This window comes from Salinispora sp. H7-4 (assembly GCF_013416675.1).
GTDB lineage: Bacteria > Actinomycetota > Actinomycetes > Mycobacteriales > Micromonosporaceae > Micromonospora > Micromonospora vitiensis.
This window is the reverse complement of sequence record NZ_JABZED010000004.1, coordinates 11855-28012: the sequence shown is the minus strand read 5'-3', so window position 1 is coordinate 28012 and position 16158 is coordinate 11855. Positions and strand designations below refer to the sequence as shown.

The 16158-nt window shown below is 69.8% G+C and carries 15 protein-coding genes; 12 read left to right on the top strand and 3 right to left on the bottom strand.

Annotated features, from left to right (window positions below):
- Positions 1 to 15 precede the first annotated feature (15 nt).
- From H0524_RS05310 to htpG, 6 genes are all read left to right on the top strand, one after another.
- Complete coding sequence (locus H0524_RS05310) at positions 16 to 1287, top strand: beta-ketoacyl synthase (protein WP_180197647.1); 1272 nt, start codon at positions 16 to 18, stop codon at positions 1285 to 1287.
- A complete protein-coding gene (locus tag H0524_RS05305; RefSeq protein WP_180197646.1) occupies positions 1284 to 2528 on the top strand; it encodes a beta-ketoacyl synthase N-terminal-like domain-containing protein in 1245 nt (414 codons plus the stop codon). Before H0524_RS05310 ends, H0524_RS05305 begins: the two co-directional genes overlap by 4 nt.
- On the top strand, positions 2528 to 2887 hold the full coding sequence (locus H0524_RS05300; RefSeq protein WP_180197645.1) for an antibiotic biosynthesis monooxygenase family protein: 360 nt from the start codon (positions 2528 to 2530) through the stop codon (positions 2885 to 2887). The genes H0524_RS05305 and H0524_RS05300 overlap by 1 nt, the downstream gene beginning before the upstream one ends.
- A 356-nt stretch (positions 2888 to 3243) precedes the next feature.
- On the top strand, positions 3244 to 3504 hold the full coding sequence (locus H0524_RS05295) for a hypothetical protein (protein WP_180197644.1): 261 nt from the start codon (positions 3244 to 3246) through the stop codon (positions 3502 to 3504).
- Positions 3505 to 3588: 84 nt separating this feature from the next.
- Positions 3589 to 4827 carry a D-alanyl-D-alanine carboxypeptidase family protein gene (locus H0524_RS05290; protein WP_375371992.1) on the top strand — a complete coding sequence of 413 codons (1239 nt, stop codon included), beginning with the start codon at positions 3589 to 3591 and terminating at the stop codon, positions 4825 to 4827.
- A gap of 131 nt (positions 4828 to 4958) precedes the next feature.
- Positions 4959 to 6869, top strand: coding sequence for a molecular chaperone HtpG (gene htpG, locus H0524_RS05285; RefSeq protein ID WP_180197643.1), 1911 nt, complete (start codon positions 4959 to 4961; stop codon positions 6867 to 6869).
- Between the two features lie 64 nt (positions 6870 to 6933).
- On the opposite strand, the gene H0524_RS05280 is transcribed toward htpG, so the two are convergent.
- Positions 6934 to 7269, bottom strand: coding sequence for a hypothetical protein (locus tag H0524_RS05280; protein ID WP_180197642.1), 336 nt, complete (start codon positions 7267 to 7269; stop codon positions 6934 to 6936).
- 120 nt (positions 7270 to 7389) lie between these two features.
- Here H0524_RS05280 and pdxY point away from each other — a divergent pair, with 120 nt between their 5' ends.
- The 5 genes from pdxY (at position 7390) to H0524_RS05255 (ending at position 11935) form a co-directional block, all read left to right on the top strand.
- Positions 7390 to 8241 (top strand): pyridoxal kinase PdxY, encoded by an 852-nt coding sequence (gene pdxY / locus H0524_RS05275; protein WP_180197641.1) that lies wholly within the window; start codon positions 7390 to 7392, stop codon positions 8239 to 8241.
- Between the two features lie 133 nt (positions 8242 to 8374).
- Positions 8375 to 9712 carry a nicotinate phosphoribosyltransferase gene (locus H0524_RS05270; protein ID WP_180197640.1) on the top strand — a complete coding sequence of 446 codons (1338 nt, stop codon included), beginning with the start codon at positions 8375 to 8377 and terminating at the stop codon, positions 9710 to 9712.
- Positions 9713 to 9721: 9 nt separating this feature from the next.
- The gene (locus H0524_RS05265) at positions 9722 to 10342 is read left to right on the top strand and encodes an L-threonylcarbamoyladenylate synthase (protein WP_180197639.1); all 621 of its coding nucleotides are present in this window, start codon (positions 9722 to 9724) and stop codon (positions 10340 to 10342) included.
- 152 nt (positions 10343 to 10494) lie between these two features.
- Entirely contained in the window at positions 10495 to 11067 is a 573-nt protein-coding gene (locus H0524_RS24475; protein WP_309225016.1) for a hypothetical protein, read from the top strand.
- A 145-nt stretch (positions 11068 to 11212) separates the two neighbouring features.
- Positions 11213 to 11935, top strand: coding sequence for a GAP family protein (locus H0524_RS05255; protein WP_180197638.1), 723 nt, complete (start codon positions 11213 to 11215; stop codon positions 11933 to 11935).
- A 6-nt stretch (positions 11936 to 11941) separates the two neighbouring features.
- Here H0524_RS05255 and H0524_RS05250 read toward each other — a convergent pair whose 3' ends face one another.
- Positions 11942 to 13159 (bottom strand): D-alanyl-D-alanine carboxypeptidase family protein, encoded by a 1218-nt coding sequence (locus H0524_RS05250; RefSeq protein WP_180197637.1) that lies wholly within the window; start codon positions 13157 to 13159, stop codon positions 11942 to 11944.
- A 268-nt stretch (positions 13160 to 13427) separates the two neighbouring features.
- Between H0524_RS05250 and glpK the strand changes: the two genes are divergently transcribed.
- Positions 13428 to 14945, top strand: a complete 1518-nt coding sequence (glpK, locus tag H0524_RS05245; RefSeq protein ID WP_180197636.1) for a glycerol kinase GlpK — start codon at positions 13428 to 13430, stop codon at positions 14943 to 14945.
- On the opposite strand, the gene H0524_RS05240 is transcribed toward glpK, so the two are convergent.
- On the bottom strand, positions 14946 to 15926 hold the full coding sequence (locus H0524_RS05240; RefSeq protein WP_180197635.1) for a DUF817 domain-containing protein: 981 nt from the start codon (positions 15924 to 15926) through the stop codon (positions 14946 to 14948).
- Between the last annotated feature and the right edge of the window lie 232 nt (positions 15927 to 16158).

Here is a 16158-nt window from a genome sequence, read left to right as displayed (position 1 = left end):
GATCGGAGTGGCACCGTGACCGGGCGCCGCTCGGTGGTGACCGGCGTCGGGGTGGTCGCGCCGGGTGGCGCCACTCGGGACAGGTTCTGGAAGACGATCACCGAGGGGCGTACGGCGACCCGGCGGATCTCCTTCTTCGACCCGTCGCCGTTCCGGTCGCGAATCGCCGCCGAGTGCGACTTCGAGCCGGTTGCCGCCGGCCTCAGCATTCCCGAACAGCGGCGTGCTGACCGGTACGTGCAGTTCGCGCTCGCCTGCGCGGCCGAGGCCGTCGTTGACGCCGGCCTGGAGTTCACCGACGCGCTCCGGGAACACACCGGCGTGGTCCTGGGCACCGCCGTCGGCGGGACAATGGCGCTGGAACAGGAGTACGTCACGGTCAGCGACGGCGGCCGGAACTGGCTGGTTGACGCCGCCCTCGGCGGCCCGTACCTGTATCAGGCGTTGGTGCCGAGCAGCCTCGCCGCCGACGTGGCCTGCCGGTACGGGCTGCACGGCCCGGTACAGGTGGTCTCCACCGGCTGCACGTCGGGCATCGACGCGATCGGCTACGCCCATCAGCTCATCGTTGACGGCGAGGCCGACGTGGTGCTCACCGGTGCCGCCGACTCGCCGATCTCCCCGGTTACCGTCGCCTCGTTCGACGCGATCCAGGCGACCAGCCCCGACAACGACGACCCGGAGCACGCCTCCCGCCCGTTCGACGCCGACCGGCACGGCTTCGTCCTCGCCGAGGGCGCCGCGGTGCTGGTGCTGGAGGAGGAGGAGCGGGCCCGGCGGCGGGGCGCGCACATCTACTGCGAGGTCGCCGGGTACGCCAGCCGCAGCAACGGCTACCACATGACCGGGCTCCGTCCGGATGGGCTGGAGATGGGGCTCGCCATCACCGACGCGCTGGGCCAGGGGCGGATCCGGGCCGACCAGGTCTCCTACATCAGCGCACATGGTTCCGGAACCCGGCAGAACGACCGCCATGAGACCGCCGCGTTCAAACGGGCGCTCGGGGAGTCCGCGTACCGGGTGCCGATCAGTTCGATCAAGTCGATGGTGGGGCACTCGCTCGGTGCGATCGGTTCGATCGAGATGGCCGCCTGCGCGCTGGCCATTGAGTTCGGGGTGGTACCGCCGACGGCCAACTGGGCGACCCGTGACCCGGAGTGCGACCTGGACTACGTGCCGAACGAGGCGCGGGAACTGCCGGTGGACGTGGCGTTGTCGGTCGGCAGTGGATTTGGCGGCTTCCAGTCGGCGATGGTGTTCCGGAGGTTGTCGGTGGTGGCGTCGTGACCGCGCGGGCGGTGGTGACCGGGATCGGGGTGGTCGCCCCGAGCGGTGTCGGCGCGGACGCACACTGGCAGACGGTCCTCACCGGAACCCGGCGTACCGGGCCGATCACCCTGTTCGACCCCTCCAGCTATCCGACCCGTTTCGGTGGTGAGGTGTCGGGGTTCGACGCCGGCGCCTACGCCGACAACCGCCGGCTGGTGCAGACCGACCGGTGGACGCACCTCGGGTTCGCCGCCACCCGGCTGGCCCTGGCCGACGCGGGGCTGCCGTTGCGGGCCCCGGACCCGTACGGCTACGCGGTCGCCCTGGCCAGTTCGTCCGGGGGGAACCTGTTCGGGCAGCGGGAGCTGCAACGGCTGTGGGGCGGGTCCACCCGGACGGTCGGGGCGTACCAGTCGATCGCCTGGTTCTACGCCGCCAGCGTCGGTCAGCTCTCGATCCACCACCAGTTCAAGGGGCCGTGCGGGGTGTTGGTGTCCGAGACCGCCGGTGGGCTGGACAGTCTGGCGCACGCCGCCCGGGCGGTCCGTCGGGGGACCCCGGTGGTGATAGCGGGGGCGACCGAGTGCCCGTTGAGCCCGTACGCGCTCGCCTGTCAGCTCGCCTCCGGGATGCTCAGCGAGGGGGCGGACCCGGAGCGGGCGTACCAACCCTTCGACGCGGCGGCGAGTGGCTACCTGCCGGCCGAGGGGGGTGCGGTCTTCGTGGTGGAGGAGTTGAGCCATGCCCTGGCCCGCGGAGCCCGGGTCTACGGTGAGGTGATGGGGTGGGGTGCCACCCACGACGGCGCGCACACCACCGCGGACACCGCGGGCGATCCGGTGCAGTACGCCCGGGCGATGCGGCTGGCGCTGGACCGGGCCGGAGTCGGCGCGGATGCGGTCGACGTGGTGGTACCCGACGCGTTGGGGGTGCCGCGTTATGACCGCAGCGAGGCGATCGCATTGCGCGCTGTCTTCGGCGACCGGCTACCCCCCGTTACCACGCAGAAGTCGCTGACCGGGCGGGCCCACCAGGGGGGAGCCGCCTTGGACGTGGCGACCGCGTTGCTCGCCTTCGCCCATGACACGCTGCCCGCGTCCGCGGGACCGGAGGAGGTCGCGTCGGGGTGCGAGCTGGATTTCCTGCGGGAGCAGCGACAGCCGGTGAACCGGTTGTCGCTGGTCTGCGCCCGTGGTTTCGACGGGTTCAACAGTGCGCTGGTCCTGCTGGGGGCGGCGCCGAGCGACGGCGGTGAGTAGTGACCGAACTGGACGAACGAACGGCGGCGGTCCGGCCTGGTGCCGGTCCGGCCGGGGGGCGGGTGGTGTTCCTGGTACGGGTGCCGGCCGAGCGGACGGAGGCGTTCCTGGCCGCGTACGAGGCGGTGCGGCACCTCGTCGCGGACGGGGTGCCGGGACACCGGGTTGACCAGGTGTGCCGGTCGGCGGTGGACCCGGAGCAGTGGCTGATCACCAGCGAGTGGGCGAGTCTGGCGGATTTCGAGGCGTGGGAACGGAGCCCGGAGCACCGCGACCTGGTCCGCCCGATGCGGGAGTGCTTCACCGATGCCCGCTCCCTGCGTTTCCACATTCTTGCCCAGACTCCGACCCTGCCCTGACGGCATCCGGGCATCCCGCACCCTGGCTGGTGCGGGGTGCCCGGCCGGCGCGCGGCCCGACGCGTCGGTTGTCGCCTCGACGGGCAGGGCGGGTGCCAGCGTCACGGCAGGGTAGCGGCGTGCGCCCTGGACCCGGGCGAGGGCGACGCCTTCCGCTGGCTGCTCAGCCCGCAGGGGGGACGGCTGCCGGTTGGTGCTGGAGAACGAGGTCGGCGACCCGGGCCACCTGCCGCCGAGCGCCGCCGGCTTCCACCTGGCCCTGGAGCGGTCCCGGCCGAATTGGGTTGACTCTTCGCGTTCACAGAATGGCAAGGAGTGACTACCCCGTTGCCGGTGGTCCTCGATGGACACCCATAATGGAGTCCATGGTCGCTTGGGAATACGCACTGCTGGTCCGCCGCTACCAAGGGCAGGGCCGCAGCTTTCACGTCAGTTTCGTCTGGTACGGCCCAGACGGATCCCGCCGAGATGTCACCAGCTTCGGCGACACCGCGATCGCCCACCTCAACCGGGTCGGGCGCGAGGGGTGGGAGCTGGTCGCCGCGGCCGAGGACGTGAACAACGTCCAGGGCAGCACTGAGGTGCACCGCTATCACCTCAAGCGGCCGTTGGCCTGAGGCCGGGCACGGGCGGCGCACCTCCCGACGGCGGTACGGTGCCCGTGCCCGGTTTGCTGATCTTTATTAGCTAGGATCCCGGACGTGAGAAATCGGCTCCTGGCCGCTGCCTCAAGCGTCCTGCTACTCCCTGTCGTGGTGCCCGCGTCGGCCGCCGCCGTACCCACGCCGACGGTGGTGCCGTGCCCGCGGGCCAGCGGGTCGGCATCGACGCCGTCCCGGCCCTCCCCGCCGCCGGCGGTGGCTGAGGACCAGGTGGTCGGCGGGGCGGCACTGGCCACCGCTGGCCTGGTGGTCCCGGATGGTGCGGCCCAGCCGCCCGAGGTGACCGCGAGCTCGTGGCTGGTCGCGGACCTGGACACCGGTGAGGTGCTGGGTGCATGTGGCCCGCACGAGTACGCCACCCCGGCCAGTGTGCAGAAGTTGCTGCTGACCGCCGCCCTGCTGCCGGACCTTGACCCGCAGCAGGTGGTCACGGTGACGAAGGAGGATCTGGACATCGAGCCCGGCTCGTCGGCGGTCGGCCTGCTCGCCGGCGGGCAGTATCCGGTCGAGACGCTCTGGCTCGGCCTGCTGCTGCAATCCGGCAACGACGCGGCGAATGTCCTCGCCCGCCTCGGCGGCGGTGCCGAGGGCCGGGCCGGGGGCGTCCGCGCGATGAACGAGTTCGCTGCGGAGTTGGGTGCCCGGCAGACGCACGCGGTTACCCCGTCCGGGTTGGACGGGCCGGGCCAGTTCACGAGTGCGTACGATCTCGCCCTGATCGCCCGGGCCTGCTTCGCTGAGCCGGCCTTCCAGCGGTACGCGCTGACCGAAACCCACCAGATCCCGGATCAGGAGGCGCTCGGTAGGAAGGGCTTCCAGATCCAGAACGGGAACTCCCTCCTCGACCGATACCCAGGGGCGCTGGGCGGCAAGACCGGCTTCACGACGTTGGCCCGGCACACGTACGTCGGCGCAGCCGAGCGTGCGGGCCGGCGCCTGGTGGTGACGTTGCTGGGCGCCGAGGCGCGGCCGTTGCGTGGCTGGGAGCAGGGTGCTGCCCTGCTCGACTGGGGCTTCGCGCTGCCGCGGGAGCCGTCGGTCGGCCGACTCGTCGAGCCGGGTGAGCTGACGGCCGTGCCGGCCGCCGTCCCCTCGGCCGCTGATGCCCGGCCCGCTGCCGACGATTCGCTCCCGGAAGGGCTGACCGGACCCGGGCCGCTTCTGGTCGGGGCCGTGGTCGGGGTTGGTGGGCTGGCGGCGCTGATCGTGCGCCTGGCCCGTCGCCCACGTCGTGAGCCGGGGCGGCGTCGTCGTGGGCGGGGCCGCCGTCGGGCCTGATCAGGCCCGACGGGCCGGACGGGGCGTCGCCGCCCCGTCCCGCCGGAGGTGCTCGTATCCTTTCGGGCGACACGTCGTCGGGGGCGTCACCGTCCGCCGACGATCCGGATATGCGGACGAAAGGACACGGCGTGAGTAGTGAGACGTTGGAGTTCCAGGCTGAGGCACGCCAGCTGCTCCAGCTGATGGTTCACTCGATCTACTCGAACAAGGATGTCTTCCTACGCGAGTTGATCTCGAACGCCTCCGACGCGTTGGACAAGTTGCGCCTGGCGTCACTGCGGGACAAGGACCTCGACGTCGACACCGCCGATCTGCACATCGCGATCGAGGTCGACCGGGACGCGCGGACACTGACCGTGCGGGACAACGGGATCGGGATGTCCCGGGACGAGGTCGTCCAGGTGATCGGCACGATCGCCAAGTCCGGCACCGCCGAGCTGCTCCGCAAGCTGCGCGAGTCAGCCGACGCGGAGGCGTCGCAGGAGCTGATCGGCCAGTTCGGCGTCGGCTTCTACGCGGCGTTCATGGTCGCCGACCGCGTGGTCCTGGTGACCCGCGAGGCGGGGGCCACCGACGGCACCCGCTGGGAGTCGAGCGGGGAGGGCACGTACACGATCGCCTCAGCCGCGGACGTTCCGCAGGGTACGGCGGTCACGCTGCACCTCAAGCCGGTCGACTCCGAGGACAACCTGCACGACTACGCCGCCGAGTGGACAATTCGGCAGATCGTCAAGCGGTACTCCGACTTCATCGCCCACCCGATCCGGATGGCGGTTGAGCAGCCCGGCACCGACGGGGGCGAGCCGACCACCGAGGTGCAGACGCTCAACTCGATGAAGGCGCTCTGGGCGCGGTCCCGCGACGAGGTGGAACCGGCCGAGTACCACGAGTTCTACAAGCACGTCAGCCATGACTGGGCCGACCCGCTCGAGGTCGTGCACATGCGCGGGGAGGGCACCTTCGAGTACGAGGCGCTGCTCTTCCTGCCCACGCACGCACCGCTGGACCTCTTCTCCCCGCAGGGGCGACGTGGTGTGCAGCTCTACGTCAAGCGCGTCTTCATCATGGATGACTGCGAGGCGCTGATGCCGGGCTATCTGCGCTTCGTCAAGGGCGTGGTGGACGCGCACGACCTGTCGCTCAACATCTCCCGCGAGCTGCTCCAGCAGGACCGGCAGATTCAGGTGGTCCGCCGCCGCCTGGTCAAGAAGATCCTCGCCACCGTCAAGGACCTCAAGGCCAACCAGCCGGAGAAGTACCGCACCTTCTGGACCGAGTTCGGCGCGGTGGTCAAGGAGGGGCTGATCGACGACACGGAGAACCGGGACTCGCTCCTGGAACTTCTCTCCATCGCCTCCACCCACGATTCGGCCGAGCCGACCGACCTCGCCGGCTACGTCACGCGGATGAAGGACGGCCAGACCGACATCTACTACGCCACCGGCGAGAACCGCACCACCATCGAGAACTCGCCGCACATGGAGGCGTTCCGGGCCAAGGGCTTCGAGGTGTTGCTGCTCACCGACCCGGTCGACGAGGTGTGGGTCGAGCGGGTCGGCGAGTACGAGGGCAAGACGCTGCGTTCGGTCGCCAAGGGCCAGGTTGACCTGGACACCGAGGAGGAGCGCTCGGCGGCCGAGGCCGAACGGGAGCGCCAGCGCACCGAGTACGCCGACCTGCTCTCCTGGCTGGGCAGTACCCTCGCCGACCAGGTCCGGGAGGTCCGCCTCTCCGCTCGGCTGACCACCTCACCGGCCTGCGTGGTTGGTGACGCGCAGGACATCACGCCGACGCTGGAGAAGATGTACCGCGCCATGGGGCACGAGGTGCCGCAGGTCAAGCGGATCCTCGAGCTGAACCCGACGCACCCGCTGGTCAGTGGGTTGCGCAAGGCCCGGGAGCAGGGTGTCACCGAGGAGTCGCTGAAGGAGACCGCCGAGCTGCTGTACGGAATGGCGTTGCTCGCCGAGGGGGGCGAACTGGCCGACCCGTCCCGCTTCACTCGGATCCTCGCCGAGCGTCTCGCTCGTACCCTCTGATCCGGCGGGAGGGCGTCGGTGTTCCCGACGCCCTCCCGGTAGCGGTGCGCGCGGTGGCCGGTGCTCAGGCGGCGATGTCGCCGCGGTGTTGCTGCTCCGGCGCGGTGGGCCACGGCGGGCGGGGGTGGGGCGCGTTCCACTCGTCCGCCCGCCCTTCCGACCCGTCGACGGGTCGTTGCCCGGGTGGGGTCTGGGCCATGCGGAGTGCGCGTTGGGCGGACTGCCAGGCGGTGCAGGGCCAGCTTTGGCCGGTGCAGAGCAGGTTCACACAGTCGGTGCCCGTAGCGTCCGGCTGGTGCGCGTCCGCCACGCCGAGGGCCAGCCCCCACAGCAGCGGGTCGCTCACGTCGTCCGGGCGGCCGGCGCCGGCTGTGGGCCGGTCGTGGGTAGTATCGGACATCTCGGGTCCCCCTTCTGAGCTGCCGCGATACTACCTCCACTCCGCGCCGATCCTGCTGAACGGGCACGCCGGGGCGGGGGTAGTGGGAACTGGCGCGACCCCAACCACGATGATGGTCGGGTGCGAATCCTGTCTATCCAGTCGTCGGTTGCCTACGGTCACGTCGGTAACTCAGCCGCCGTCTTTCCCCTGCAACGCCTCGGGCACGAGGTGTGGCCGGTACTGACGGTCCACTTCTCCAACCACACCGGCTATGGGTCGTGGCGTGGGCCGCTGCTGGCACCCGCGGATGTCGCCGAGGTCATCGCGGGCATCGGCGACCGTGGAGTGCTCGCCCAGGCCGATGCGGTGCTCTCCGGATACCAGGGCGACCCGGCGATGGGTGAGGTGATCATCGACGCGGTCCGCCAGGTGAAGGCCGTGAACCCCGCCGCCGTCTACTGCTGCGACCCGGTGATGGGGGACGTGGGGCGGGGGATGTTCGCCCGTCCCGGCATCCCGGAGTATCTGCGTGACGCGGTCGTGCCGAACGCGGACATCATCACCCCCAACCAGTTCGAGCTGGAGTACCTTGCCGGCGGTCGGACCGAGACGCTGGCGGAGCTACTCGCGGCGGTGGACAAGGTGCGGGCGACCGGTCCACGGCACGTGCTGGTCACCAGCGTGCTCCACCGGGACCTGCCGGAGGAGCAGCTGGAGCTGGTGGCCGTCTCGGAGGAGGGCGCCTGGGCGGTGACCACACCGATGCTGCCGATCACGCCGAATGGTGGCGGTGACGTCACGGCCGCGCTCTACCTCGCGCACCTGTGGACCACCGAATCGCCCGCGACCGCGCTGGAGCGCACCAGCGCCAGCATCTTTCGGATCTTCGAGGCCACGTTGGCGGCGGATACCCGGGAGCTTCAGCTGGTCGCGGCCCAGGAGTCGATCGCCTGCCCGCCGCCGGGTTTCACCGCCCGCCGACTGCGCTGATCCGGAGCTGCGCGACCCGTTGGCGGTGCATGTTCCGTTCCCGGCACCCGCCGACCCTCCTTCGACCAGAGTTGGTGGTGTCCGGACCGCCCAGCGCCGGACGGTCCGGACACCCCGTGGAGGAGGAGGCGACATGACCGGTCTCCGGATCGACCTTTACGAGCTTCGGATGGCCGCCAGCTACCTGCGCCACGACCTGACCGCACCCGCCACCTTCAGCCTCTTCTCCCGCCGGCTGCCGGACCGTCGTGGCTTCCTGGTGGCCGCCGGACTCGACGAGGCGTTGACGTTCCTGGAGACCTTCTCGTTCGCTGACGACGAGCTGGCGTACCTGCGGGATGTCCATGGATTCGAGGAGTCCGCCCTGGCGGCGCTGGCCCCGCTCCGGTTCACCGGGGACGTGCGGGCGGTGCCGGAGGGGCGGCTCGTCTTCGCCGACGAGCCGCTGCTCGAGGTCACGGCGCCGCTCGCCGAGGCGCAGCTGGTCGAGACCGGTCTGCTGAACCTGATCACCTTCCAGACCACGATCGCCAGCAAGGCGGCCCGGTGTCGGCTCGCCGCAGGTGACGCGGAGCTGGTCGACTTCTCGTTCCGCCGTACCCATGGGCTGGCGGCGGGTGCCGGCGTGGCCCGGGCGTCCGCGATCGTGGGGTTCGCCGCGACCAGTCACGTGGAGGCAGCCCGTCGGTACGGGCTGCGGCCGTCCGGCACGATGGCCCACTCGTACGTGGAGGCGTTCCCGGACGAGCGGGCCGCCTTCCGCGCCTTCGCGAGCGACTTCCCGGTCAATCCGATCTTCCTGGTGGACACCTACGACACGCCCGCCGGCGTACGGGCCGCTGTGGATGTCCTCACCGAGCTGGGGTGGAACGGCCCGGCGGGGATCCGGCTGGACTCCGGGGACCTGGCCCCGCTGGCCCGGCAGGCCCGCGAGATCCTCGACACGGCGGGCCTGACCGAGGTCAAGATCATGGCCAGCGGGGGCCTGGACGAGGAGGTCATCGCGGGGCTGGTCGCAGCCGGCACCCCGATCGACGGGTACGGCGTCGGCACCCGGATGGGGGTCTCCGCGGACGCGCCGTCCCTGGACAGCGCGTACAAGCTGGTCAGCTACGGCGACCGACCGGTGGTGAAGCTGTCGTCGGGCAAGGCCACCCTGCCCGGCGCGAAGCAGGTCTTCCGGGACCCCGCCGGCACCGACGGCGACCTCCTCGCGCGGCACACCGAAGCGTCGCCGCCCGGCTGGGAGTCATTGCTCGTGCCGGTCATGCGCGCCGGACGGCGGCTGGACACCGCTGGGGCGGCCGAGGCGGTACGGGTGGCGCGGGACCGATTCGAGGCGGACCTGGCGTGGCTGCCCGAGCCGGCCCGACGGCTGATCACACCGGTGCCGCCCGCCGTAACGGTCAGCCCCGAGTTGGCCGGCCTGCACGAGCGGGTGGCAGCGGCGGCCCGCTCGGGTCACCACTAAGCTCGGCCCATGGCGAGGTACTACGACGTGCACCCGGACAACCCGCAGCCCCGGACCCTGCGGCAGGTCGTCGGGCTGCTCCGGGACGGTGGCCTGATTGCCTACCCCACGGACTCCTGCTTCGCCTTCGGCTGCCAGTTGGGCGATCGCCATGGGCTGGACCGGATCCGGGACATTCGCCGGCTCGACGAACGGCACCACTTCACGCTGGTCTGTCGGGATTTCGCGCAGCTGGGGCAGTTCGTGCAGATCAGCAACGCGGTGTTCCGGTTGGTCAAGTCCTGCATCCCCGGTAGCTACACCTTCATTCTGCCGGCCACCCGCGAGGTGCCGCGCCGGATGCTGCATCCGCGGAAGCGCACCGTTGGGGTGCGGGTGCCCGACCATGCCGTCGCCCAGGCGTTGCTGGCCGAGCTCGATGAGCCGTTGGTCTCCAGCACCCTGATCCTGCCCGGGGAGGAGGAGCCGTTGACCCAGGGGTGGGAGATCAAGGAACGGCTGGACCACGTGCTCGACGGCGTGGTGGACGCCGGCGACTGCGGCAAGGAGCCGACCACCGTGGTTGACCTGTCGGGGGATGAGCCAGCGGTGCTACGTCATGGCGCGGGCGACCCGTCCCGCTTCGAGTAGCTGGCCGCACCGGCGGCCAAGATCTGTGCGACCGGTCGGCCATGTGCCGGGGTGGTCTGCGTGTGTAGATCAATGTAGGGTCCCCAACCGCGAGCCATGGGAACCTCAGGGAACGGACTTCCGCCGTGCATGCGCAACGATGCTGGGTAACAGTGATCGCCACGCTGGTTGTCGCCTCCGTCGTCGCGGTGGTCGGATGGGTCGGTGCTTGGTCCACCATTGACGTTCGAATTCAGGGTGCCTATTCAGCTCGTGTGCTGAATGCCGACGAGGCCCAGCAGGCGTGGGCTGAGCTACACTCGTTCCCGTCTACGGGACCTCCGCCAGGAGAGAAGCTGCTGGTGGTCGCCGAATGGACCGACGAGCAGCGGACCCGATGGCCAGCCACCGACTGTGACTTCATTGTCTACGTGACTCACTCCGGGTTCATGTATGTGATGGCGCATCAGGGTGACGGCTATGCCCTCGGGTCGTCAGGGTTGGCGGAAAGGGCGGCACGTCACTATGTGGATATTCCAGTAATGGAGGACCACCCGATCGGCGGGTCAGCCTTCCAGGGGTCCAATTTCTTCATCCCTGCCGCGCATCCCGAGGTGGGGGAGCTGCGGGTCCTGCTCATGGGCGAGCACGAGGACATGGATCTGATCCGAGTCGGAATTCTCTTCACCTGTAACGACCGACTGATCAGGTTCACCTGGCTTGAAGCTGACAAGCTGATGAAGTGATTTCAGTAAACGTTGCGGTCGATATGCCCCTCCTGCGGTGGTGCAACATGGGTCGGTAAGACCGGCCGCACCCAGGGCGTGAGCCCAGAACAGCCCTGTTGCGACCGCCCTGGCATTGCACCCGTGACCCGGAGGGGAGCGCACCGTGGACCTGGCCCTGATCGGATCGCTCGTCGTCCTGGCCCTGATCGACAGCACCAGCTTCGGGACGTTGCTCATCCCGATCTGGATGATGCTGGCGCCGGGCCGGCTGCGCCCGAGCCGGCTGCTGGTCTTCCTCGCCACGGTCGCCGCCTGCTATCTCGTGCTCGGCGTGGTGTTGCTCGTCGGTGCGGCGGCCCTGCTCGACGAGGTGCGTCCCGTGCTGGAAACTACGCCGTTCCGGGTGGTGCAACTCGTGGTGGGGATCGGCCTGCTCGGTCTCGGCCTGGTCATCGGCCGGAAGCGAGCGTCGGGTGACTCCCAGCCGGGCCGCCTGCTGCGCTGGCGCGAGCGGGCGATGACCGGGGGCGAATCCGCCGCGGCGTTGGTCGGCCTGGCCCTGGCCGCCGTGACGTTGGAGGCCACGACGATGCTTCCCTACCTCGCCGCTATCGGGCTGCTCGGCGCCTCCGCGCTGACGCTACCCGGGAGCGTCGCCGTGCTCGCCGGCTACTGCGTCGTCATGGTGCTGCCCGCACTGGTGTTGCTGGCGGCACGCCTGGTCGCAGCCGGGCGGGTGCAGCCGGTGCTTGCGGCGGTCAACCGGTGGATGGTCCGCAACGCGGCCGGGACCACCGGCTGGATCGTGGGCATCATCGGCTTTCTCCTCGCGCGCGACGCCGCCAACCACCTGGAGCTCTTCGCGGCGCTGTCGCGGGTGACCTGAGCGTCATCAGTCGGCCATCCGTCGGCTTGCCCGGCGCCATCCGGCGAAGACGCCAACCAGGACGGTCCCCAGGGCAGCCACGCCGCCGATCAGGACCGACACCAGCGTCCCGGGTCCGGCACCAGTTTCGCCCTCGTCGCCGACAGCGGCGACCAGCTTGTCCTTGTTCTCGTCCTTCTTCGCCTGGTCCGGGGTGACCAGCTCGCCGACCGTCTCGTCGGGGGCGAGAGCGAAACCCCAGTTCAGCAACGCTGTCGCCTCACCCAGGCTGCCCAGCGGCGCGTTCTCCGCACCGAGCAGGGTCACCGCGAGCGTACGGCCGTCGCGTTCGGCCACGCCGACGTAGGTCTGCCGGGCCAGGTCGGTGAAGCCCGTCTTTCCGCCGAGCATCCCCGGATAGCTGCCCAGCAGGGTGTTGTCGCCGGTGAGGGCGAGTGCGGAGCGGCCCGGCGCGGACGGCAGGTTCGCCGCACGGGTGGCGATGTACCGGCGGAAGTCCTCGCGTCCGAACGTGGCCCGCGCGATCAGCGCCAGATCGTAGGCGCTGGTGTACTGGTCCGGTCCGTCCAGGCCAGAGGGTGTCGCCGCGTGGGTCTGGTTGGCCCGGAGTCGTGCCGCCTCCTCGTTCATCACCTTCACCCCACCCGGTCGGCCGGCGGCACCACCACCGAGCCGGGCCAGTACATTGGCCGCGTCGTTACCGGACTGCAGGAGCAGCCCCAGCCACAGCTCCTCAACCGTGTACCGGCCGCCCGCGACCACCCCCATCAGCGAGCTCGCCGGGTCGAGGTCGTCCAGGTCGTCGCGGGTTACCTCGACGACAGTCGTCGGGTCGAGCCGGGGCAGCAGGGCCGCGGCGAGCAGAAGCTTCTGCACACTCGCGGGGGTGCGGTGCTCGTGTGGGCCGCAGCCCCCCAGGACCTGGCCACTGTCGAGATCGGCGACGATCCAGGAGGTCGCGGTGACGGCCGGAGCTGTCGGGGTTCCGGCCGGCACGACCAGCCCGGTGGTGGCCAGCGCGGCACCGCCGACAGCTGCTTCGGTCTTGCCGACCGGCGGCGGCGAGGGTGTGCCGGCCGGCCGGGTCGACACCTCCACAGTGGGGCACGGCTGTGCTCCGGTGCTGGCTGTCCGGTCTCGGGCCGTGACCGGTGCGGCGGGCGATACGACGACGGCGGCTACCGCCACGACGACGGCTGGCACGGCAATTCGACGGATAGTCACATGAGGGACGGTAGTGGGGGCGCGGCCGGCTCCGCGGCGGTTGGGAGATGCACGGCGTATCGACGTCGGGGAGAACGATGTGCGCCGGGGCGCCCGCCTGTTCGGCATTCATGTCGGGCGTGCCGTTCCGCCACCCCGGGAGCACCTATGCATCATTTCCGCCAGAACCAGACCTGTTTTCTGTCCGATTTGTCGACCGATTTGCGGTACCTCACCCGCTCCACGTCTGATCGACTCATCCGGACGATCTGCGAAGGAGAGCCCCCGAATGGCCGATCTCGTTGCCGCCGTGGACCAGGGCACCACCAGCACCCGCTTCATGATTTTTGACCACGCTGGTAACGACCTGGGCCGCCACCAGCTCGAACACCAGCAGATCCTGCCGCGGCCCGGCTGGGTCGAACACAACCCGGTGGAGATTTGGGAGCGTACCCAGACGGTCATCCGGACCGTGCTGTACGAGCACCGCCTCACCGTCACCGACCTCGCCGCCCTCGGGATCACCAACCAACGGGAGACCACCGTGGTGTGGAATCGCCGGACCGGTCGGCCCTACCACAACGCCATCGTGTGGCAGGACACCCGGACCGACCGGATCGCCGCCGCCCTGGAGCGTTCGGGTAAGGGGGAGGTGATCCGTCGTAAGGCGGGCCTGCCACCGGCGACATATTTCTCCGGCGGCAAGATTCAGTGGATCCTGGAGAATGTGGACGGCGTGCGGGAGGCGGCCGAGCGCGGCGAGGCCATCTTCGGCAACACCGACACCTGGTTGTTGTGGAATCTGACCGGCGGTACCGCGGGCGGCGTGCACGTAACCGATCCGACCAACGCCAGTCGCACCATGCTGATGAACCTGGCGACGCTGGACTGGGACGACGAACTGCTGTCCTTCTTCGGTATTCCGCGGGCGATGCTGCCGCGGATCCGACCGTCGTCTGATCCGGATTCCTACGGTGTCACCGCCGCCCACGGCCCGTTCACCGGCGAGGTCCCGCTCACCGGGGATCTCGGCGACCAGCAGGCAGCGACCGTCGGCCAGGTCTGTTTCGCCCCGGGAGAGGCCAAGAACACCTACGGTACGGGCAACTTCATGCTGCTCAACACCGGTACGGAGCTGGTCCGCTCCCAGGCTGGCCTGCTCACCACCGTCTGCTACCAGTTCGGTGACCAGTCGCCGGTGTACGCGCTGGAGGGCTCGATCGCCGTGACCGGCTCGGCCGTGCAGTGGTTGCGCGACCAGTTGAAGATCATAAACTCGGCGGCGCAGAGTGAGACCCTGGCCCGCCAGGTGGACGACAACGGTGGCGTGTACTTCGTGCCCGCGTTCTCCGGCCTCTTCGCCCCGTACTGGCGCTCCGACGCCCGCGGCGTGATCGTCGGCCTCTCCCGGTTCAACACCGACGCCCACATCGTCCGCGCCACCCTCGAGTCGATCTGCTACCAGAGCCGAGACGTCGCCGAGGCCATGGCGAAGGACTCCGGGGTGGCGCTGGGGCGCCTCAAGGTTGACGGGGGTGTCACGGAGAACGACCTGTGTATGCAGCTGCAGGCCGACATCCTCGGTGTCCCGGTGAGTCGCCCGACGGTCGCCGAGACCACCGCGCTCGGCGCCGCCTACGCGGCGGGCCTGGCTGTTGGCTTCTGGCGCAGTACCGACGAACTGCGCGAGAACTGGAACGAGAGCCGGTGCTGGCAGCCCACCTGGTCGTCGGAGCAGCGCGAGGTCGGGTATGACCGCTGGAAGCGGGCGGTGCAGCGTACCTTCAACTGGGTTGATCTCGACTGATCAGTCCAGTCTGATCGCGTTGGGCGTCTCCGGAGAGGCTGGGCGGGAGCCCGGGTGACCGGGTACTCCCACCTCCGGCTCTCCCCGTTCCCCCACGGCACCGGGCAAGCCGGAGACGGGTCGTGGCGGATACACCCACGCCACCAACACCACCGAGATGATCATTAGTAGGAACCACGACCCAAGTTTGCTCGCGGACACCGGATGCCAGCCCTCGGCCTGGTTGGGGTAGGTCCATGCGTGCGCCCAGGTGGAGATGTTCTCGGCGAGCCAGATGAAGACTGCGACGAGCCCGAACGCGCAGAGCACCGGCATCCGCAGGCGGCGCCGGAAGACCCGGAAGTGCATGACGCAGCGGCCGAAGACCACCACCACCCCGACCGTGATCAACCAGCGCAGGTCAGCGAGATAGTGGTGGGTGAAGAAGTTGACGTAGATCGCCGCCGCCGCCACGGCAGTCAGCCACTGCCGTGGATAGCGGTCGAAGCGTAGGTCGAACAGGCGGTACACGCGCACCAGGTAGGAGCCGACCGCGGCGTACATGAAGCCGGAGAAGAGTGGCACCTGCCCGAGCCGGAGGACGCCATCATCGGCGTAGGCCCACGAACCGACCTCGGTCTTGAATATCTCCATGGTGGTACCCGCGAGGTGGAACAGGACCACCACCCGGAGTTCCCGCAGGGTTTCCAGCCGCGTGGTGACCATGACGACCTGGATCGCGAGCGCCGCGAGCGTCAGCGCGTCGTTGCGCGCCAGCACGGCGTCGTCGGGCCACCACAGTCGGGCCGCGACGACCACCGCCAGCATCGCGGCGCCGAATACGCAGGCCCAGGCCTGCTTGGCGGTGAAGGCGACGAGCTCAACCGCCCAGGCTCGCCAGCCGGTACGCGGAGCGTGCTCGAGCCACGCGTGTACCCGACGGTCCAGAACGCGCTCGGGACCGGTGAATTTCGCATCGTCGCCGGAAGGGAACGGGGTCATCCGCAATCGCTACCACTACGGCCCTGGTCGGTGAACGTTCACCGACCAGGGCCGCCTCGCCGTTGTCGCCCCGGGGTCGGGGTGGCAGCAGCCGTTGGAATTCGACCCGGAGATCGTTCCGGGGCGATCCACGGCTGCTGCCACCCCTTCCACACTGGCTGGATCAGGTTGCTGAAGCTCAGTTCTACTTCAGCGAGATCTCGCCGTAGGCGGCACCGGACACCTGGTTCCA

Excerpts from the sequence above, each read along its gene's own strand:
- H0524_RS05295 (WP_180197644.1), top strand. The coding sequence starts at position 3,244 with ATGGAGTCCATGGTCGCTTGGGAATACGCACTGCTGGTCCGCCGCTAC.
- H0524_RS05280 (WP_180197642.1), bottom strand. The coding sequence starts at position 7,269 with ATGTCCGATACTACCCACGACCGGCCCACAGCCGGCGCCGGCCGCCCG.
- H0524_RS05270 (WP_180197640.1), top strand. The coding sequence starts at position 8,375 with ATGACCGGTCTCCGGATCGACCTTTACGAGCTTCGGATGGCCGCCAGC.
- H0524_RS05265 (WP_180197639.1), top strand. The coding sequence starts at position 9,722 with ATGGCGAGGTACTACGACGTGCACCCGGACAACCCGCAGCCCCGGACC.
- glpK (WP_180197636.1), top strand. The coding sequence starts at position 13,428 with ATGGCCGATCTCGTTGCCGCCGTGGACCAGGGCACCACCAGCACCCGC.
- H0524_RS05240 (WP_180197635.1), bottom strand. The coding sequence starts at position 15,926 with ATGACCCCGTTCCCTTCCGGCGACGATGCGAAATTCACCGGTCCCGAG.